The following is a 19189-nucleotide window of genomic DNA, read 5'->3' as shown; positions in this document are numbered from 1 at the left end:
AGGGTCGAGGTCACGTCGCCGAGGGCGGGCACGGCGACGGGCAGCTCGGGCAGGGTGTCGGTGGCCGCGGCCTGCGGCAGCACCTCGGTGGGCAGCTGCCCGGTGGGCAGGGAGTCGACGGGCAGCGCGACGGGGATCTCCACCAGGGAGTCCACCGGCGCCGCCTGCGGCAGGACCTCCGCCGACAGCGCGTCGCTGGGCAGCTGCTCGCCGGGCAGGACCACCGGCAGCTCCGGCAGCGTGTCCACGGCGTCGGCCTGCGGCAGCACCTCGGTGGGCAGGGCCACCGGCAGCTCGGGCAGCGCGTCGGCCGGGGCGGTCTGCGGCAGGGTTCCGGCGGTCTCGCCCAGGAGCAGGTCGTAGGCGATGCCCGCGGCGCCGCCGCTGATGTCGGTGTTCTGTCCGGTGACCGGCAGCACCGCGTCGTTCATGGGGACGACCTCGCCGAGGGAGGCCGCGTCCAGCTCGGTCAGGCCGGCGGCGGCCTCGTGGGCGCCCAGCTCGGTCACGGCGCCCTCGACCTGCGCGACCGTGTTCTCCACGGGCAGCGGGGTCTGCGCGGGGTGGCTCAGCGGCAGGGTGCCGCCGCCGGTGCTCAGGCCGACCGAGTCCAGCAGGCCGAGCCCGCCGACCAGACCGCTCACCGGGTCGAGCGCGCCGCTCTGCGGGACGGTCGGGGCGTCCACCGGCAGGGCACCCACCGGCAGGGCGCCGGTGACCGTGTCCAGGCCGACGTCGGTGCTGTTGCCGTCCAGGGCCACTGGGGCCTCGACGGGCAGCCCGTCGGTGAGCCCGCCGGTCGGGGCGGAGTTGTGCTGCACGTCGGGGGCCGCGGAGATCGTGCCCGGCTGGACGCTGGCCAGGTCGCCGACCGGGGAGCCGATGCCGTCGGTCAGGACCGCGGGCACCTGGCCGCCCAGGTCGTTCAGGGGAAGGCCGTCGGTCACACCGCCGAGGGTGTCGGCCCAGGAGAACCCGGAGCCGAAGGCGATGAATCCCGCCGCGCCGGCTGCCAGCAGCAGGGTCTTGGCTGAAGTGCGGGCGGTGGTGTTCATGAGTGTCCTTCCGGGGTGGCCGCGCTGGGCGGCTCGTGAGTCTGTCTCTGTTCGGGGAGCCACTCCCCTGGCCAGGAGGGAGGTGCTCGGTTTCTCAGCGGGCGACCTGGCGGGCCGTCGACTGATGTGAACCCCGCGTTCGGGTGCGCGGCTCACATCAACCCCCAGAGGGTGCGGAAGCGATCACTCGGAGTAGAGGACTCGGGCGTTCCGCGGCTGGGAAGGTGTGCCAGGAGACCGGTCGGTGGACGACCGGGGAACGCCGCGCTAGTCGGGCGAGAAGGTGGGCTCGTCGCTGGGCTCGGCCGGGACCGAGCGCAGGACGTGCCAGGCGGCCTGGAGCAGGCCGGGGGCCGGGGTCGGTGCCCCGGGGGCGGGCAGGTAGCCCGCGATGAGCCCGCCGCCCTGGGCGGCGGACCCTGCGGGGGCCGCCGGGGCGGTGGCGGTGGTGCCCGGGGCCGACGGGGCCGGGGCGACCGCGGTGTCGGTGACGGCGGCGGTCCCGGTGTCGGCGGCGGAACGCCGCTCGGCGGCCGGGGCGGCCGTCACGGTGTCCGCCGCGGCCACGTCGAAGGCGTCGAACGCGGCGGCCTCGGCCGGCACGTCCGCGACGGCCGGGTCCTGCGGACGCGGGGCGTCCTCCCCGGGCCGCTCGACGCCCGGAACGGGCTCGGGCAGAGTGATCTCGGGCAGCCCGGAGAACCCGGGCAGCGGGGCCGTCTCCGCGACGGGCGCGGTGACGACCTGGCGCACGGCCTCGTCGAGGTGGCGGGCCACGTCCTCGGGCGCGGCGGGGGCCTGCGCGGCGGCGGGCTCCTCCAGCGCCTGGCGCGCCCGGTCGACCCCGGTGCCCACGGTGGCGACGGTGTCGGCCAGCGGGGTGCCCAGGTCGGCGACCGCGTTGTGGTCCAGGGCCCGGGCGGGCACCGCGAGATCGGCGCCCGGTCCCTCGGCCGCCCCGGCCGGGGCGGCCCCGGCCAGCCACAGGGCGCACAGCGCACCGGCCATGAGGCCCAGGAGCAGCAGCGCCCGGCGGACCGGTGCGGGGCACACGGCGGTACGGGCGCCGCTGGCGCTCGCACTACCGTGGGCTGTGAACACCGGGGGTCCTTCCGCCGTGGATCGGGAGGTCTTGGTCGCGACCGGGGCGGGGGCCACCGGTGCGGGGCGCCGCGTGCAGCGGGGCCGGTCGGAGGTATCGAACGCGGGGATCTCGGATCCCTCCTGCGCCGAACGAGAGCGACGTTAGCATGCAATGGAGGGACCACGGAGCGTTTCCCTGGGAATTCCCTTCCAGGTGGGATCCCCTCTCCCCCGGCAGATGTGGCAAATCAGGAAAAAAACAACGACAATTCACCTATATACGCCCGAGGAAAAGCGCGCATTGCGAGACCGCCCGACCGGCTCTGCGGAGGTTGACCGACACATGACCGAGCTCCCCCAGAGCCCCCGGCTGTCCCCCGACTCCCTCGAAGACCTCCTCACCGATGTGCAGGGCCTGCACCACGGCATGTCCGACCAGGCCCGGATGCGCTCCCTGCTCCAGGCCGTGCTGACCATCGGCGGCGACCTCGACCTGGCGACCGTGCTGCGCAGGCTCACCGAGATGGCCGCCCAGCTGGTCGGCGCCCGGTACGCGGGACTGGGGGTCGTCGACGAGGACGGCGGCTTCAGCGAGTTCATCCCCGTGGGCATCACCCGCGAGCAGGCCGAGCACATCGCCCGGTTCCCGCACGGCAAGGGGGTCCTGGCGGCCCCGCTGTTCGGCCGCGCCCCGCTGCGGCTGTCGGACCTGCGCGACCACCCCGACTTCGGCGGGTTCCCCGAGGGCCACCCGCAGATGTCCACCTTCCTCGGGGTGCCGATCCAGGTCCGGGACGAGGTGTTCGGCAACCTCTACCTCACCGAGAAGACCGACGGCGGGGTGTTCGACGAGGAGGACGAGGCCGTGGTCACCGCCCTGGCCACCGCCGCCGGGGTCGCCATCGAGAACGCGCGCCTGTACGAGGAGGCGCGGCTGCGCGAACGCTGGCTGGCCGCCTCCACCGAGATCACCACGCGCCTGCTGTCGGGCGCCGCCACCGACGAGGTGCTGGCCTACCTGGCCGCGCAGGCCCGTGAGATCGGCGGGGCCGACACCGCGGTGGTGCTGCTGCCGGACCCGCGTGCCCGGGGGCACCTGTTCGCCGAGATAGCGGACGGCCCCATCGCGCAGGAGATCCTGGGCACCCCGGTGGAGATGCACGGTTCGGCCTGCGGGCAGGTGTACGAGTCGGGCGAGCCGATAAGCATCGCCGACCTGCGCCAGGCCGAATGCCCGATGCTCACCCACCGCGGTTACGGCCCGGGACTGCTGGTGCCGCTGGGCACCCCGGGCAACACGCGTGGCGTGCTGCTGCTGGGCAAGGTGTCGGAGCGGGCGCCGTTCCCGTCGGCGATACGGCGCATGCTGCACTCGTTCTCCGTGCAGGCGGGCATCGCGCTGGAGCTGGCCGAGGCCCGGCACGACACCGAGCGCCTGGTGGTGCTGGAGGAGCGCGACCGGATCGCCAAGGACCTGCACGACGTGGTCATCCAGCGGCTGTTCGCGTCGGCGATGACGCTGATGAGCACGATGCGGCTGATCTCCTCGCAGGAGGCGGCCGAGCGGGTGCAGCGCACCATAGACGAGCTGGACGCCACCATCCGGGAGATCCGCTCGACGATCTTCGCGCTCCAGAACCCGCCCAGCCGCCAGGACACCTCGCTGCGCGGGCGCATCCTCAAGCTGGCCGAGAACACCGCGCACAGCCTGGGCTGCCACCCGGGGGTGAGCCTGGACGGGCCGATCGACGCCTCGGTCCCCGACGAGGTCGGCGAGCAGCTGCTGGCGGTGCTCGGGGAGGCGCTGAGCAACGTGGCCCGGCACGCCCGCGCCTCGGAGGTGCACGTGTCGGTGGCGGTGGAGGAGACGGCGACGACCGGACGGCACACCACGCTGGCGCTGACCGTCACCGACAACGGGGTGGGGCTGCCCGAGGAGGGGCGGCGCAGCGGGCTGCGCAACATGGACGAGCGGGCGCGGGCGCTGGGCGGCGGGTTCTCCGCGCGGCGGGGGGAGACCGGTGGGACGGTGCTCACCTGGAAGGTGCCGGTACCCGACGACGGGACGCCGCCGTTCGACACCTACTAGAGACGTCGGCGGGCACGGGGCCGTGGAGGGGCGCCCGGGGGCGCGGGGGCGCGGCTAGTAGCGGCGGCCGCGGAGCTCGGCGACCAGGACCGCGGCCTGGGTGCGGCGCTTGAGGTCGAGCTTGGACAGCAGCGCCGACACGTAGTTCTTGACGGTCTTCTCCGCCAGGTAGAGGCGCTCGCCGATCTGGCGGTTGGTCATGCCCTCGCCGATGAGGTCGAGGATCTGGCGCTCCTGCGGGGTGAGCTCGGCCAGCGGGTCGGGCTCGGCCTGGGCGCCGCGCAGGCGCTCCATCATGGCGCCGGTGCTGCCGGAGTCGAGCAGGGATCCGCCGGAGGCGACGGTGCGCACGGCCCCCACGAGGTCGGCGCCGTGGATCTGCTTGAGCACGTACCCGGCGGCGCCGGCCATGACGGCGTCGTACAGGGCGTCCTCGTCGGCGAACGAGGTGAGCATGAGGCAGGCGATCTCGGGGTGGTCGGAGCGGATCTCCCGGCACACCTGGACACCGGAACCGCCGGGCAGGCGCACGTCCAGGACCGCGACGTCGGGGACCACGACCGGGATGCGGGCCAGCGCCTGTTCGGCCGTGCCCGCCTCGCCGACGACGGTCATGTCGTCCTCGGTCTCCAGGAGTGCGGCGACCCCGCGCCGGACCACCTCGTGGTCGTCCACCAGGAACACCCTGATGGGCTTGTGAACGCCCCCGGTTCCACCGCCCGACATGCCGCTCATCCTCATCCCTGTGCCATCCCTGCGTCGCCGCGCCTCGGACACGTCTCCGGCATAGACGGTAGTACGTGCGAGGGGGCGCGCGGGGGCCATATGACACAGAACTCGTCAGACAAAGGTCCTGCATACGACATATCACCCAAGATCCGGGCGAAAACTCTGAGATCGGTCGGCTCGGGGGCCCGGGCCCAGGGTCCGATATCCGGGTTCGGGGACGGGCCCGAACCGGGCTCATGGGCGGCCCCGAACCGTGGCCGGGGACGGGCTCGCACCAGGTCGAGGGCGGGCCCGGACCGGCTTCAGGGACGGACCCCCGCCCACGGGCGCGCCAGCTCCAGCGCCCGGCAGGCCGCCAGCACCCGGGCGTCCGCGTGGCGCGGCCCCACCACCTGGAGCCCCACCGGCAGCCCCTCGGACGTGAACCCGCACGGCACGCTCGCCGCCGGCTGCTGGGTCATGTTGAACGGGTGGCTGAACCCCGCCCACACCGTCCACCGCTCCCCCTCCAGCCCCGGCGGGCACTCCCGTCCCGCCTCGAACGCGCCGAACGGCGCCGCCGGGGTGAGCAGCAGGTCGTACTCGGTGTGGAAGCGGCCCATCCGGGCGCCCATCTCCATGCGCAGCGCCATCGCCGTCAGGTAGTCCTGCGCCGAGTAGGTCAGCCCCTCCGCGACGATCTCCGCCAGCCCGGGGTCGAACAGGTCGCGGTCGGCGCCGGTGACGCGTTCGGTGGCCTTGGCCGCGCCCGAGTACCACAGCACGTGGAACTCCGGCCGGGCGTCGGGCAGCCCGGGGTCGGCCTCCGTCACGTGCGCGCCCAGGTCGGCCAGGATGTCGGCGGCCGCGGCGACGGCCGCGGCCACCTCCGGGTCCACCGCGAGCCCGCCCAGGGTCGGGGAGAACGCGATGCGCAGCCCGCGCACCAGGTCCTCGGGGTCGGTGCGCAGGCGCACGTCGGCCAGGCCCGGCTGCGGCGGGGCCAGCGCCGCCCAGTCCCGGGGGTCGGGACCGGTCATGGCCTCCAGCATGAGCGCGGTGTCGCCGACGGTGCGGGTCATCGGCCCGGTGTGCGCCAGCGAGCCGAAGGGGCTGGCCGGGAAGTGCGGGACCAGGCCCCAGGTGGGCTTGATGCCGACGATCCCGCTGAACGAGGCCGGGATGCGGATGGAGCCGCCGCCGTCGGTGCCGGTGGCCATCGGGACCGCCCCGGCGGCGACCGCGGCGGCCGAACCGCCGCTGGACCCGCCCGGGGTGGTCGCCGGGTCCCACGGGTTGCGGGTGACGCCGGTGAGCGGGGAGTCGGTGACGGCCTTCCAGGCCAGCTCGGGGGTGGTGGTCTTGCCGACGAAGACCGCGCCCGCCTCCCGCAGCCGGGCGACCGCCGGGGAGTCCTCGGCCCAGGCGCCGGTGCGCGGGGAGGTCAGGGAGCCCTTGAGGGTGGGGTGGCCGCGCAGCAGGTGGACGTCCTTGACGGCGACGGGCACCCCGTCGAGCGGGCCCAGGGGTTCTCCGCGTTCCCAGCGGGCGGCGGACTCCCGGGCGGCGGCGCGGGCCTCCTCGGCCAGGACCAGGCAGAAGGCGTTGAGGACGTGGTCGGTCCGCTCGATGCGGGCCAGGGCCTCCTCGACCGCCTCGACCGGGGAGGAGTCCCCGGCGGCGTAGGCGGCCAGGAGCTCCTCGGCCGACGCGGCGGAGGGGTCGGCCACCGGGGCGGTGGGCGCGGCGGGGTCGGCGGGCGCCGGGGCGTCCGCGGCGGTCGAGTCGGAACGGATCGTCACTTCGGCCTCCCGGAAGGGGGTCGGCCGGGCACGTAGCCCCGGCGTTTGTCGACGACGTTGCGCGGTTCGCGCCCGTCGAGATGACGGGAGAGCTCGTCCAGGAACAGGTCGACCAGCTCCTCCCGCCAGCCGACCACGTCCCCCGCCATGTGCGGGGAGACCACCGAGCCCGGCAGCCCCCACAGCGGGTTGATGGCCTTGAGGGGTTCGCGCTCGAACACGTCCAGCGCGGCCCCGGCGATGGCTCCGGAGTCCAGGGCGACGACCAGGTCCTGCTGGTCGACGATGGGGCCGCGGGCCACGTTGACGAGCCGGGCGGTCGGCTTCATCAGGTCCAGGAAGGTGCGGTCGACCAGGCCGCGGGTGGCGTCGGTGAGCGGGGCGGCGATGATCACGTGGTCGGCCGCCGGGAGCTCGCCGAACAGGGTCGGCTCCCCCTGCGGCCCGCGCTCGGCGGTGCTGGAGAGCACCACGTCGCCGAAGTCGGGGTCGCCGGTGCGGGCGCGGCTGCCCGAGGCCCGCACCTCCACTCCCACGGCGGTGAGCAGGCGGGCGATGGCGCGGGCGATGGGACCGGTGCCGACGATGAGCGCGCGCGAGCCGGCCACCCGCGCGGTCTCGCGGTGCTCCCAGCGGCGTTCGCGCTGGAACTCCCAGGTGCGGTGGAAGTCCTTGGCGTAGGCGATGACCAGGCCCAGGACGTATTCGGCGATGGGCTGCTCGAAGATCCCGCGCGAGTTGGTGACCACGACGTCGGACTCGACCAGGGCGGGGAACATGAGGTTGTCGACCCCGGCGGTGGCCGCGTGGACCCAGGTCAGGGCGTCGGCCTTGGGCCAGGCGGCGGCCAGGGCCTCGGAGAACAGGTCCCACACGAGCAGGATCTGGGTGCCCGGGAGCTTGGCGGAGAGGTCGTCGGCGGTGGCGTAGACGACCCCGCCCAGGCCCGGGTGGCCGTCGATGCGCTCCCGGCCCGGCGGCAGGTCGTCGCCGTGCAGGATCAGCAGCCGGGGGCGGTCGGGCGGGGACGGGGCGGCACTGTTCACGGGCCTTGCGCTCTCCGGTCGGCGGCAGGGAAGCACGCTGGCGGGGATATGTGGCGGGCCCCGCACCGGCCACGCTAGAAAGCGGACGTGGGATTGTCAACAATCGACAAACCAGGGTTCTCCGGGCTTTCCGGGGCGCCCGCGAACGTTCTCCCACCCCTCCCCTGCCCCTTCTTGTGACGGGGAACCCTTGATCGTAAGATTGTCGACAATCAACAACCGGGGATGCCCCGGACGCCCGGACACCGTCCCGCCGGTCCCGACCCCGTCGCCCGGCCGTCACCGAAGGGACCCACGCCCCAGTGCCCAGGTACATGAGCATCACCCTGCCCCGCCGCGGGGTCTCCTGCGTCGCAGAACTCCTCGAAAAGGACGCGCCGCGCACCTGCGCTGCGGTGTGGGACGCGCTGCCCCAGGGCGACGCCGTCCAGCACGCCAAGTACGCGCGCAACGAGGTCTACACGATGGTGCCGAGGTTCGCGCCCGTCGAACCCGGCCAGGAGAACCCCACCGTCACGCCCATCCCCGGCGACGTCGTCTACTTCTCCTTCGACGGGGGCATGCTCGACCGCGCCTTCAAGGAGGACAAGGGGATCTCCCACCTGCCCGGGGTCATCGACCTCGCCCTCTTCTACGGCCGCAACAACCTGCTGCTCAACGGGGACGTCGGGTGGGTGCCCGGCAACGTGTTCGCCACCGTCGTGGAGAACCTCCCCGCCATGGCCGAGGCGTGCGACGACGTCTGGCGCTCCGGCAGCGTCGGCGAACGCCTGCTCTACGAACGACTGGACCGCTGACGGCTCCCGCGCGGCGGGACCACGACAGGAGAACCGAGGAGGTGAGCGACCCGTGCTCGTTCAGGAACCCTTTGAAGGTCCGGCGGCCGACCGCCCGACCCCGCTACAGACCGGGGTGGGGATCGTGGCGCCCTACGACTTCGCACTCGACCGCGAACTGTGGCGGTGGACGCCCGACGACGTGTCCCTGCACATGACGCGCCTGCCCTACGTCCACGTCCCGGTGACGGTCGACCAGGCGGCGGCCCTGTGCCGGCCGGAGGGCATCACCCCGGCGGTCCGCACCCTGCTCACCCCCGAACCCTCGGCGGTCGGCTACATGTGCGCCTCGGGGAGCTTCGTCCACGGCGCCGCGGGCGAGCGGGAACTGCGCCGGACCATGACCGCGGCCGGCGCGCCCGCCGCGGTCACCACCTCCGGGGCGCTGATCGACGCGCTGGCCGCCCTGGGCGCCCAACGCGTCGCGGTCGTCACCCCCTACGTCGACGAGGTGACCGACCGCCTCCTGGGCTACCTGGACGAGCACCGGATCGGGGTGACCTCCAGCGTGGGGCTGGGACTGCTGGAGCACATCTGGCGCGTCGCCTACGACGTGATCGCCCGCGCCGTCCACGAGGCCGACCGCCCCGAGGCCCAGGCGATCTTCGTGAGCTGCACCAACATGCTCACCTACGACATCATCGCCCCCCTCGAACGGGAGCTGGGCAAACCGGTGGTGACCGCCAACCAGGTCACCATGTGGGCGCTGATGCGCGCCATCAGCCGGAACCCGGTGGCCCACGGACAGAGCCTGATGGAGACCGCGGCGCGCAGCGCCGCCTGAACCCGTGGCGGGGAGCCACAGTGAGGAGGACACCATGACCCGCGTCGGATTCCTCTACCCGGGGCACAGCGCCGAGAGCGACTACAAGGCCTACGAGGGCCTGCTCGGCGGCGACGTCGAACTGCGCGTGATCCACACGCTGATGCGCGAGGACGCCCACCGGCTGGAGGCGCTGCTCGACATCGGCGGCGAGGACGTGCTCGCCGAGGGGGCGCGCGAGGCGGCGGCGCTGGGAGTGGACGCCACCGTCTGGGCCTGCACCAGCGGGAGCTTCGTCTTCGGCTGGGAGGGGGCGCGCCGCCAGGTCGAGGGGATCCGGCGGATCGCGGGCACTCCCGCGTCGAGCACCTCGTGGGCGTTCGTGCACGCCCTGACCCGGCTGGGGGTGCCGCGGGTGGCGGTCGCGGCGACCTACCCCGAGGACGTGTCCGGCCGGTTCGTCGACTTCCTCTCCGCGGCGGGGGTCGAGGTGGTGTCCCTGGCCAGCCACGGCATCGCCACCGCCGCGGAGGTCGCCTACCTCGACCCGGACGAGGTCGTCGACTTCGTCATCTCCAACGACCATCCGCGCGCGGGGGCCGTGCTCGTCCCGGACACCGCCCTGCACAGCGCGCACCTGATCGAGCCGCTGGAGGCGCTGCTCGGCAAGACCGTGCTGACCGCCAACCAGGTGAGCATCTGGGAGGGGCTGCGGCTGGCCGGGGACGTCCGGCCGCGGGCGAACGGCCCGGGGACGCTGTTCCGTACCGGGGCCGCCGAGGTCGCGAGTATGCTGCCGCAGGTCTGACCTTCCGGGCGGTCCCCGTGCCCGCAGGTCGGCGAGAACATCGAAAAGGAGGCGGAAGATGCCCGCCCACGGTCAACTCACCCCCGTCCCCCGCAGGTCCACGGCCGAACTGATCGCCGAGCAGCTGCGCTCGGCGATCATGTACGGTTCGCTGGCTCCGGGGGACCAGCTCGGCGAGGCCGACCTGGCCGGGCGGCTGGGGGTGAGCCGCGGCCCGCTGCGCGAGGCCATGCAGCGGCTGGTCCAGGAGGGGCTGCTGCGCAGCGAACGCCACCGCGGGCTGTTCGTGCGCGAGCTCACCCCGGACGACGTGCGCGACATCTACGTGGCCCGGCTGGCCGTGGAGCGCACCGCCTGCGAGCTGATCATGCGCGGCAACCGGGGCGAGGCCGTCGCCCGGCTCACCCCGGCGGTGCAGCGCCTGGCCGAGGCCGCCGCCACCGGCGACCGGAGGGCCATGAGCGACGCCGACCAGGAGTTCCACCGGACCCTGGTGAGCTGCTCCGGCAACGGCCGCCTGGAGCGGATGGCGCAGACCCTGCTGGTGGAGACCCGCATGTGCCTCACCGTGATGCAGGAGGTCTACCCCGAGCCCGCCGAGCTGCTGGAGGAGCACCGCCGCATCCTCGACGCCATCGCCGACGGCGCCGAGGAGCGGCTGCTCCACCTCATCGGGACCCACATGACCGACACCGTCGCCCGCATCAACGACGCCGCCCCGCCCGCCCCCGCCCCCTAGGCGGGCTCGACGAGGCCGTCCGGCATGGCGCGCAGCGGCCCCCGGTCCCCGTGCGCCGTGCTGGCCGCCGACGCCTCGTCGTTGCGCGCGCCGTCGGGCCGCTCCCACGCGATGCGGTACCCCGCCTCGCGGGCGGGCCGGCCGGGGTCGGCGATGCCCAGGTGGTTGCGCAGGGCGCCGGAGGCGGGGTCGAGGTAGGGGTCAGTCATCCCGGCGGTACCTCGCCAGGGTGCGGCGCGGGGCCTCGTCGAAGTCCATCCCACCGTCGACGACGGCCCGCATGTCGCGGCGGGCCTCGGCACTCGGTTCGCCGCCCTCCGCACGCGCACCGGCGGGCGCGGCCGCCTCCGCCCGGCGCAGCCGGTCGGCGGCGTCGAGGGCCATGAGGCGCTCGTACTCGGCCGGGGAGATGAGCACCCCCTGCGGCCTGCGGTAGGCACCGACCACGATCGGGGCGTGCTCGGGGTCCTCGACCAGTTCGGCGAGGAGTTCGGGCAGGCGGTTGCGCGTCTCGGCGACGCCCAGGACGGTGGGGATCTTCGCGCTCATGATCCAAATGCACGAGAAGTTGTACAACTTTCACGGGCGCGAAGATCCCCCGGGGTCAGAGGCCGCCGATGCCGACGTACTTGGTTTCGAGGAACTCGTCGATGCCGACGCGGCCGCCCTCGCGGCCCAGGCCGGAGTGCTTGACGCCGCCGAACGGGGCGGCCGGGTTGGAGACCACGCCCTGGTTGAGGCCGACCATGCCGGTCTCCAGGGCCTCGCTCACCCGCAGGGCGCGGTTGAGGTCCCGGGTGTAGAGGTAGCTGACCAGGCCGAACTCGGTGTCGTTGGCGGCGTGCAGCACCTCCTCCTCGGTCTCGAAGGTGAGCACCGGGGCGACCGGGCCGAAGATCTCCGTGGAGGACAGTTCGCTGGCGAACGGAACGTTCGCCAGCACCGTCGGCCGGTAGAAGTGGCCGGGGCCGTCGCCCGGGCCGCCGCCGACCAGGACGGTGGCGCCGCGTTCGACGGCGTCGTCCACCAGGTGCTGCACCTTCTGGCGGGCCTTGTCGTCGATGAGCGGGCCCACGTCCACGCCGTCGTCCAGGCCGCGGCCCAGGCGCAGGGCGCCCATGCGTTCGCTGAGGCGCCGGGAGAACTCCTCGGCGATGCCCGACTGGGCGTAGATGCGGTTGGCCGCCGTACAGGCCTCGCCGATGTTGCGCATCTTGGCGAGCATGGCGCCGTCCACGGCCGCGTCCAGGTCGGCGTCGTCGAACACCAGGAAGGGCGCGTTGCCGCCCAGTTCCATGGAGGTGCGCAGCACCTGGCCCGCGCTCTGCTCCAGCAGGCGGCGGCCCACGCCGGTGGAGCCGGTGAAGGACAGCTTGCGGATGCGGCCGTCGCTGAGCAGCGGCTCGGTGACCGCACCCGGGTCGGTGGTGGGGATGACGCTCAGCACCCCCTCGGGCAGGCCCGCCTCGGCGAGGATGCCCGCCAGGGCCAGTGCCGACAGCGGTGTCTGGTGGGCGGGCTTGAGGACCATGGTGCAGCCCGCGGCGATGGCCGGGCCGATCTTGCGGGTGCCCATCGCCATGGGGAAGTTCCACGGGGTGATGAGCATGCACGGCCCCACGGCCTGGCGCATGATCAGGAACCGCGATTTACCGTCGGGCGAGGTGGCGAACCCGCCCTCGACGCGCACCGCCTCCTCGGAGAACCAGCGCAGGAACTCGGCGGCGTAGGCGATCTCGCCGCGCGCCTCGGCCAGCGGCTTGCCCATCTCCAGGGTCATGAGGACGGCCAGGTCCTCCTGGCGCTCCATGAGCAGCTCGTAGCCGCGGCGCAGGATCTCCCCGCGTTCGCGCGGCGCCGTGCGCGCCCACGACGGCTGGGCCCGGTGCGCGGCATCCAGCGCGGCCAGCGCGTCCTCCTTGCCCGCGTCCGCGACGTTGCAGAGCACCTCGCGGGTGGAGGGGTCCTCCACCTCGAAGTCCGCTCCCGACGCCGCGTCGCGCCACTGCCCGCCGATGAACAGGCGCTTCTCCACCTGTGCGACGACGCGTGCTTCCCGATCCGACATGTTCACCGCTCCCGGTCGTACATCGTGTCCCGGTCGTACATGGTGCGGCCCCGCGGCCGTGCGCGGGCCGGCACCGTTGGGGTCAGACCTGCCCGGCGTGCGTCCCCTGGACACCGCCACGGACCGGATGTTTCCATAGCCGTGTCGATTGTCAACAATCCTACGGAAACGCGCGACAACGAATCGAGGCATCGCATGGCGGAGCTCTCCCCTGTCCTCAAGCAGGCCACCCCCGTGGTCGCGGCGCGAGGCGAGGGCGCCCACATCTACGACGAGGACGGCCGCCGCTATCTCGACTTCACCGCCGGCATCGGCGTCACGAGCACCGGCCACTGCCACCCCCGGGTGGTGGCCGCGGCGCAGGAGCAGGTGGCCACGCTCATCCACGGCCAGTACACCACCGTGATGCACCGCCCGCTGCTGCGGCTCACCGAACGCCTGGGCGAGGTGCTGCCCGCCGGGATCGACCGGCTGTTCTACGTCAACTCCGGCAGCGAGGCCGTGGAGGCGGCGCTGCGGCTGGCCCGGCAGGCCACCGGGCGGCAGAACGCGATCGTGTTCCAGGGGTCGTTCCACGGCCGGACCATGGGCGCCGCCTCGCTCACCACGTCCGGGACCAAGATCCGGGCGGGCATCGGGCCGCTGGTGCCCGGGGTGGTCGTCGCCCCGTTCCCGTACGCCTACCGGCTGGGGTTGTCGGAGGAGGAGGCGGTCGCGTACGCGCTGCGCGAGTTCGACGAGCTGCTCATCACGGTGACCTCGCCGCGGGACACGGCGGCGGTGTTCATCGAGCCCGTCCTGGGCGAGGGCGGGTACGTGCCGGCGCCCGACGCCTTCCTTCAGGGGCTGCGCGAGCGCGCGGACACGCACGGGTTCCTGCTGGTCGCCGACGAGGTGCAGACCGGGTTCGGGCGCACCGGAACGTTCTGGGGGCACGAGCCGTCCGGGGTCGTCCCCGACATCGTCATCACCGCCAAGGGCCTGGCCAGCGGGTTCCCGCTGTCGGCGATCGCCGCGCCGGAGGCGGTCATGGCCAAGGCCTGGCCCGGCTCCCAGGGCGGGACCTACGGTGGCAACGCGGTCTCGTGCGCCGCCGCGCTGGCCACCCTCGACGTCATCCGGGAGGAGGGGCTGGTGGAGAACTCCGCGCGCATGGGCGAGCGGCTGCGCCAGGGGCTGGAGAAGGTGGCGGAGACCTCGCCTCTGATCGGGGACGTGCGCGGCCGGGGGCTGATGCTGGCCAGCGAGTTCACCACCGACGGCCGCCCGGACGCCGCCGCGGCGCTGCGCGCCCAGCAGGCGGCGGTCGGGCACGGGCTGCTGCTGCTGACCTGCGGCCCGGCGGGGAACGTGGTGCGGATGATCCCGCCGCTCATCGTCGACGGGGAGCAGATCGACGCGGCTCTGACCGCCTGGGAGGCGTCGGTGGCCGAGGCCTCGGCGTAGCGGGCCGGGCGACCCGGGGCGGGTGTCAGGCGGCGACCGCGAGGTCGGCCAGCACGAACACCCCGAGCCCGAGCGGGACCAGCGCGGCGAACACCGCCAGCGCCCGCGCCCGGTCCGCCCACCCGCGCCCGCCCAGCAGCAGGGGGACGGCCAGGCCCAGCAGCGCCTGGGTCCAGGCCGTCCCGAGCATGTGCGTGAAGTGCTCCCAGTTCACGAGCTTGAAGACGCCCTCGGCGGCCAGGACCGCGCCGAGCAGGGCCACCGCACCCGCCCGCCACCAGCCGTCCCGGCTTCGCCACACGGCCCCGGCCAGCCCGAACAGCGGCCCGGCCAGCGCGCCGAAGGCCGCCCACACCAGCGGGGCCCACAGATCCTGGGCGCCCAGCCACAGCAGCGAGGTGAAGCCGTAGTAGCCGAGCACCGCGCCCCACTGGGTGAGCAGCCCGGCCACGGCGCACGCCCACGGGCGGGCGGCGGCCCCGGCCGCCCCGGCGGCGAACGCCGCCGCCGCCCAGACCGCCCCGGAGTTGGCGAGCCAGGCCGCGGCGTCGGGCAGCAGGCCCTGGGCGATCATGGTGGCGATGCCGACGATGAGGCCGCCGATCCCGGACAGCACGAGCAGGGCCCACAGGGGAAACGCCTGTTCGGGGGCGGTGTCCTGCACGGGCGCTGTTTCGGTGCTCATACACGACCTATCGCGTCTCGCCCGACCCCCGGTTCCCGGCCCCGGACGAGGGGCGCCGGCCGGGAACGCGGGACGCAACAGAACGGCCCCGAACCGCGTTTCCGCTGTTCAGGGCCGTAATGCCACTGTCTCATGGTGGCGCACTCGGGAGGATTCGAACCCCCAACCTTCTGATCCGTAGTCAGATGCTCTATCCATTGAGCTACGAGTGCAGGTTGTTCAGTTGTCGTCGCCCTGGCGGACCGTGTCCTCCCTGGCGACGTCTCCGACTCTATCACGGTGCCGGAGTGGCTTCGCGCCATTTATGCGTGTGACCCCCGTCATCCGGGTGTAACACCGCGGCCCCGGCTCAGAAGGGGTCGACGGCCCGGAACACCGCCGTCAGGACCGCCCCCACGACGGTGAAGACCGCGCCCACGATGAGCGGCACCAGGTACACCAACGCGCCCGAGAGGGCCGGGCCGTCGGGGAGGGAGTAGTGGGGCGGGTGGGCGGGGTCGTAGTCCACGCGCACCGGCTGTCCCGGGGCCGGGGTGAAGGAGCTGCTGGAGGAGGGGTGGCGCACGTGGACCTCGCGCCCGTCGTGGGTTCGGAAACGGACCGTGAACGGGTGGGACCGGATGGTCCTGGTGCGGCCGTCCCGGCGGACCTGTCTGGTCTCGGTCCAGCTGTCGGTGATCACGCCGGTGGTGGACGCGCTGTACGCGGGGCGGGAGTTCCGGCCGGTGATCAGGGAGTAGGCGGACCAGGCCAGCAGGGCCAGGCCCAGGAACAGGAAGAGCAGCGGGACCAGGTCCAGCGCGGAGTCGGTCCCGAACACGACGGCCGGGGCCGCGACGGCGAGGGCGGCCAGGCTCAGCAGGAAGGGGGACAGCGCCGCCGCCAGGGAGGTCGGCCGGGGGCCGCCGCCCGGGTGGAGGGGGTAGTCGCCCAGGGAGCGGTCCGGGAAGGCCGCGCGCTCCACCCGGATGTTCCAGGGGTCCCGCGGGGAGTACACCACCGTGACCGGGGTGCCCTCCGCCAGCAGGTAGCCGCCGGTGCCCGAGTCGTCGCGGGCCTCCCAGGTGCGCGCCTGGGGGTCGCGGAGGGAGATCGTCAGCCGGTGCCGGCCCGTGGCGCGGTCCATCGGGTGGACGGCGGTGACGGTCCCGTGGTCGAGGACACCGCTCTCGGCCAGTTCCAGCTCCCGGCGGCGCCGCGCGAGCGCCGCCGCGGTCCGGCGGGCGCCCAGGATGAGGAGCAGGACCGCGATGACGGCGAAGAGGAGCAGGTTGACGGCGATTCGGTCGTCCATTCTGGTGTTGTACCAGGACGGCTCCCGGGTGCCCAGAGCCGGGGCGGGGGCCGCCGCGGGCCCGGTCTGGGACCGGGCCCATCGCGGTTCAGGAGGCGCGGGCTGCGGCGGCGGGCTCCCAGGCGAAGCCGTCCGGGTCGGTGCAGGCCCCGATGCCGCCGCCGATCAGCAGCCCGTGCGGGCCGTCGCCCCGCGGGTCGACGCCGATGGTCTTGGCGAGGGCGCGGCGCCGGTACAGCGACAGCTTGACCGAGCCCGGCTCGGTGGCGAACTCGGCGTAGGAGCGGCCGAAGCTCTTGGACACGGTCAGGCCGCGGCCGGCGTAGAACTTCTTGGTGGCGGCCACGTCCTCGACCCCCAGCAGGAGCACGACCTCGTCCACCTTCCCGGTGGCCGGGCCGGTGTTCTTCTTGGTGGAGGTGGCCAGCTGCCAGATCGCCCCGTCCGGGGCCTGGACGATGCCGCCGTAGCCCCACATCGACTTGGCGGCGGGCTTGAGGACCGTGGCGCCCGCGGCGACCGCGGACTCGAAGAGGACGTCGACGTCGGCGGGCTGGGACGTGATCAGCGACAGGGTGAACCCGCGGAAGCCCGTGGCGGGCTCGGCGGTGGCGCGCGTGCGGACCGGGCCGCCCAGGTCGAAGGCGGTGGCGTAGAAGCGGTCGGCGGCCTCGGTGTCGGTCGCGTCGAGGGTGATGGAAGCGATGTTCGTCATGACCACAACGCTAGAAGTCGGACCCCCGCCGGCGCTTCTCGATTCCTGATCGGTTGCGCCGGGGCTCCCGGGGCTCTGGGGTTCCCGGGGTTCCCGGGGCCGCTTTCGACACCCCTGTGTGCAGGCCGGGCGGGGCGGTGCGAGAACGTGGGTCCACGCCGTCCGTGTGACCCCCGTCGCACCCGGGCGCGCGACCCCTGGCATGCGGCGGGAGCGCAAGGAGAGACATGTCCACACCAGCCACCGTGATCATCTCCGGAGCCCGCGTGTTCGACGGCGAGGGCTTCCTGCCGCGGGCGGACGTCGCGTTCGCCGGGGACACCGTGCTCGAAGTCGGCCGGGACCTGGCCGCGAAGCACCCGGACGCGCGCCTGGTCGACGCGACCGGGAAGACCGTCGTGCCCGGCATCATCGACCTCCACGTGCACATGACGACGCAGCACGCGGGTTCGCTCAACGCGTTCGCCGAGCCGTTCTCGCTGCAGTTCTACAACTCGGCCGCGTATCTGAAGCGCACGCTGGAGGCCGGGGTGACGACGGTGCGCGACGCGGGCGGCACCGACCTGGGCGCCAAGGTAGCCGTCGAGTCCGGGGTGATCCCCGGGCCGCGGCTGCGGATCGCGGTCACGATCATGAGCCAGACCGGCGGGCACGGCGACACGCGGCTGCCGTCCGGGGCCGACAGCCCGATGCTGACCCCGCACCCCGGGCGCCCCTCCGGGGTCGCCGACGGCGTCGAGGAGGTGCGCAAGGCCGTGCGCACGATCCTGCGGGCGGGCGCCGACCAGATCAAGATCTGCTCCACGGGCGGGGTGCTCTCGCCCGCCGACGACCCGCGGCACTCCCAGTTCACCGAGGACGAGATCCGCGTGATCGTGGAGGAGGCCGCGGCGCAGGGCACCTACGTGATGGCGCACGCGCAGGGCAGCGAGGGCATCAAGAGCGCCCTGCGGGCCGGGGTGCGCTCGATCGAGCACGGGATCTACCTCGACGAGGAGGCGATCGGGCTGTTCCTCGACAGGGACGCCTACCTCGTGCCGACGCTGGCCGCCCCGCTGGCGGTGATCGAGCGGGCGCAGCTGCCGGGTTCGGGGCTGTCCCAGGCCGTCATCGACAAGGCCCACCGGGTGGTGGACACGCACCGGGAGTCGGTGGCCAAGGCGATCGCCGCCGGGGTGAAGGTGGCCATGGGCACCGACTCGGGGGTGGGCCCGCACGGGGCCAACCTCCAGGAGCTGGCGCTGCTGGCCGACCTGGGCATGGGCCTGGTGGACGTGCTGCGGGCGAGCACGTCGGTGGCCGGGGAGCTCATCCAGGGGGCGAGGGTCGGCAGGCTGGTACCGGGGCACGCCGCCGACGCGGTCGTGCTCGACGGGGAGCTCACCGACGCCGAGCAGCTGGCGCTGCTGCCGTCGCTGGTGCGGCAGGTGTGGAAGGACGGGGCGGAGGCGTTCACCCGCTCCTGAGCGCGGGGTCCCCGGCCTCGACGTTCCCGGCCTGGGTGTCCCCCGTCTGGATGTCCCCCGTCTCGGCCCGGTCCGGCCAGACGCCGTCGCGCACGAGGGTGCGCCCCGGCATCTCGTCGACCTCGCGCCAGGCCTGGACGCGGCGCGGGCGGACCGAGAAGTACTGGAACCCGTCGAGCTCGCGCGGGTCGAACCCGGTCCGCTCCGCGAACGCGTCGCCCGTACCCGGCGTCAGGTCGGCGAGGTCGACCGGGACGGCGGTGCCGTCGACCATGACGACGTCGCGGGTGGCGCCCAGGGCGATCCGCACCCGGCCGTCGGCCAGCAGGTTGCGGCCGGTGGCCGAGGTGCGGGAGGTGGCGATCAGCAGCGTGGCCCCGTCCCACAGGTAGGAGAGCGGGACGAGGTGGGGGCCGTCCTGCCCCGCCGTGGCCAGCCAGAGGTCGATGTCGCCGTCCAGCCTGGCGCGGGTGTCCCGCAGCCGGTCCTCGAATCCGCGCGGCGGCGCGTCCGCCATGGTTCTCCTCCGCTCGTGTCGTGGGCCCCTCCGTCGGGAGGGGCCCGTCGTGTCGTTCCGTGCCTGTGT

Annotated in this window: 19 protein-coding genes and 1 tRNA gene; 7 read left to right on the top strand and 13 right to left on the bottom strand. The window is 73.8% G+C overall.

Going from position 1 to position 19189, the window contains the following annotated elements; translation table 11 throughout:
- Both ACJOT3_RS06570 and ACJOT3_RS06565 read right to left on the bottom strand, forming a co-directional pair.
- Nucleotides 1-1055, bottom strand: a 1055-nt coding sequence (locus ACJOT3_RS06570; RefSeq protein WP_406969860.1) for a hypothetical protein, incomplete at its 3' end; no start/stop codon positions are given.
- A gap of 267 nt (nucleotides 1056-1322) precedes the next feature.
- On the bottom strand, nucleotides 1323-2156 hold the full coding sequence (locus tag ACJOT3_RS06565) for a hypothetical protein (protein ID WP_406969858.1): 834 nt from the start codon (nucleotides 2154-2156) through the stop codon (nucleotides 1323-1325).
- A gap of 325 nt (nucleotides 2157-2481) precedes the next feature.
- Between ACJOT3_RS06565 and ACJOT3_RS06560 the strand changes: the two genes are divergently transcribed.
- The gene (locus ACJOT3_RS06560; protein ID WP_406969856.1) at nucleotides 2482-4227 is read left to right on the top strand and encodes a GAF domain-containing sensor histidine kinase; all 1746 of its coding nucleotides are present in this window, start codon (nucleotides 2482-2484) and stop codon (nucleotides 4225-4227) included.
- A 54-nt stretch (nucleotides 4228-4281) separates the two neighbouring features.
- Here the strand turns inward: ACJOT3_RS06560 and ACJOT3_RS06555 are convergent, their stop codons facing one another.
- The 3 genes from ACJOT3_RS06555 to ACJOT3_RS06545 all read right to left on the bottom strand — a co-directional run bounded on the left by ACJOT3_RS06555 (nucleotide 4282) and on the right by ACJOT3_RS06545 (nucleotide 7783).
- Nucleotides 4282-4953, bottom strand: a complete 672-nt coding sequence (locus ACJOT3_RS06555; RefSeq protein WP_406969855.1) for a response regulator — start codon at nucleotides 4951-4953, stop codon at nucleotides 4282-4284.
- Nucleotides 4954-5258: 305 nt separating this feature from the next.
- Nucleotides 5259-6737, bottom strand: coding sequence for an amidase (locus tag ACJOT3_RS06550; protein WP_406969854.1), 1479 nt, complete (start codon nucleotides 6735-6737; stop codon nucleotides 5259-5261).
- Nucleotides 6734-7783 (bottom strand): D-2-hydroxyacid dehydrogenase, encoded by a 1050-nt coding sequence (locus ACJOT3_RS06545; protein WP_406969852.1) that lies wholly within the window; start codon nucleotides 7781-7783, stop codon nucleotides 6734-6736. The genes ACJOT3_RS06550 and ACJOT3_RS06545 overlap by 4 nt, the downstream gene beginning before the upstream one ends.
- 314 nt (nucleotides 7784-8097) lie before the next feature.
- Between ACJOT3_RS06545 and ACJOT3_RS06540 the strand changes: the two genes are divergently transcribed.
- From ACJOT3_RS06540 to ACJOT3_RS06525, 4 genes are read left to right on the top strand one after another with little or no spacing between them, the layout of a single operon-like run.
- Nucleotides 8098-8580: a DUF3830 family protein gene (locus ACJOT3_RS06540; RefSeq protein ID WP_406969850.1), complete on the top strand. Its 483-nt coding sequence runs from the start codon at nucleotides 8098-8100 to the stop codon at nucleotides 8578-8580.
- Between the two features lie 52 nt (nucleotides 8581-8632).
- A complete protein-coding gene (locus ACJOT3_RS06535) occupies nucleotides 8633-9403 on the top strand; it encodes a maleate cis-trans isomerase family protein (protein WP_406969848.1) in 771 nt (256 codons plus the stop codon).
- 34 nt (nucleotides 9404-9437) lie between these two features.
- The gene (locus ACJOT3_RS06530) at nucleotides 9438-10190 is read left to right on the top strand and encodes a maleate cis-trans isomerase family protein (protein WP_406969846.1); all 753 of its coding nucleotides are present in this window, start codon (nucleotides 9438-9440) and stop codon (nucleotides 10188-10190) included.
- A gap of 58 nt (nucleotides 10191-10248) precedes the next feature.
- The gene (locus tag ACJOT3_RS06525; protein ID WP_406969844.1) at nucleotides 10249-10929 is read left to right on the top strand and encodes a GntR family transcriptional regulator; all 681 of its coding nucleotides are present in this window, start codon (nucleotides 10249-10251) and stop codon (nucleotides 10927-10929) included.
- On the opposite strand, the gene ACJOT3_RS06520 is transcribed toward ACJOT3_RS06525, so the two are convergent.
- From ACJOT3_RS06520 to ACJOT3_RS06510, 3 genes are read right to left on the bottom strand one after another with little or no spacing between them, the layout of a single operon-like run.
- The gene (locus ACJOT3_RS06520) at nucleotides 10926-11138 is read right to left on the bottom strand and encodes a hypothetical protein (RefSeq protein WP_406969842.1); all 213 of its coding nucleotides are present in this window, start codon (nucleotides 11136-11138) and stop codon (nucleotides 10926-10928) included. The two genes, ACJOT3_RS06525 and ACJOT3_RS06520, sit on opposite strands and share 4 nt — an antisense overlap.
- Nucleotides 11131-11478 carry a hypothetical protein gene (locus ACJOT3_RS06515; protein ID WP_406969840.1) on the bottom strand — a complete coding sequence of 116 codons (348 nt, stop codon included), beginning with the start codon at nucleotides 11476-11478 and terminating at the stop codon, nucleotides 11131-11133. Before ACJOT3_RS06515 ends, ACJOT3_RS06520 begins: the two co-directional genes overlap by 8 nt.
- Before the next feature lie 55 nt (nucleotides 11479-11533).
- Nucleotides 11534-12997, bottom strand: coding sequence for an NAD-dependent succinate-semialdehyde dehydrogenase (locus ACJOT3_RS06510; protein ID WP_406969838.1), 1464 nt, complete (start codon nucleotides 12995-12997; stop codon nucleotides 11534-11536).
- 195 nt (nucleotides 12998-13192) lie between these two features.
- Here ACJOT3_RS06510 and ACJOT3_RS06505 point away from each other — a divergent pair, with 195 nt between their 5' ends.
- Nucleotides 13193-14443 (top strand): aspartate aminotransferase family protein, encoded by a 1251-nt coding sequence (locus ACJOT3_RS06505; protein ID WP_406969836.1) that lies wholly within the window; start codon nucleotides 13193-13195, stop codon nucleotides 14441-14443.
- 25 nt (nucleotides 14444-14468) lie between these two features.
- Here the strand turns inward: ACJOT3_RS06505 and ACJOT3_RS06500 are convergent, their stop codons facing one another.
- From ACJOT3_RS06500 to ACJOT3_RS06485, 4 genes are all read right to left on the bottom strand, one after another.
- Nucleotides 14469-15128: a DUF6518 family protein gene (locus tag ACJOT3_RS06500; RefSeq protein WP_406969834.1), complete on the bottom strand. Its 660-nt coding sequence runs from the start codon at nucleotides 15126-15128 to the stop codon at nucleotides 14469-14471.
- Between the two features lie 136 nt (nucleotides 15129-15264).
- Nucleotides 15265-15340, bottom strand: a tRNA-Arg gene (locus ACJOT3_RS06495).
- Between the two features lie 137 nt (nucleotides 15341-15477).
- Nucleotides 15478-16422 (bottom strand): DUF3592 domain-containing protein, encoded by a 945-nt coding sequence (locus tag ACJOT3_RS06490; protein WP_406969832.1) that lies wholly within the window; start codon nucleotides 16420-16422, stop codon nucleotides 15478-15480.
- 88 nt (nucleotides 16423-16510) lie between these two features.
- Nucleotides 16511-17137, bottom strand: coding sequence for a VOC family protein (locus ACJOT3_RS06485; protein ID WP_406969830.1), 627 nt, complete (start codon nucleotides 17135-17137; stop codon nucleotides 16511-16513).
- A 227-nt stretch (nucleotides 17138-17364) separates the two neighbouring features.
- Between ACJOT3_RS06485 and ACJOT3_RS06480 the strand changes: the two genes are divergently transcribed.
- Nucleotides 17365-18603 carry a metal-dependent hydrolase family protein gene (locus ACJOT3_RS06480; RefSeq protein ID WP_406969828.1) on the top strand — a complete coding sequence of 413 codons (1239 nt, stop codon included), beginning with the start codon at nucleotides 17365-17367 and terminating at the stop codon, nucleotides 18601-18603.
- Here ACJOT3_RS06480 and ACJOT3_RS06475 read toward each other — a convergent pair.
- A complete protein-coding gene (locus ACJOT3_RS06475; RefSeq protein WP_406969826.1) occupies nucleotides 18590-19120 on the bottom strand; it encodes a pyridoxamine 5'-phosphate oxidase family protein in 531 nt (176 codons plus the stop codon). The two genes, ACJOT3_RS06480 and ACJOT3_RS06475, sit on opposite strands and share 14 nt — an antisense overlap.
- Nucleotides 19121-19189 lie beyond the last annotated feature (69 nt).

The organism is Nocardiopsis protaetiae, assembly GCF_045446735.1.
Lineage (GTDB): Bacteria > Actinomycetota > Actinomycetes > Streptosporangiales > Streptosporangiaceae > Nocardiopsis > Nocardiopsis protaetiae.
Note: the sequence above shows the minus strand (reverse complement) of the source record. Positions and strands in the feature narration are given on the sequence as shown.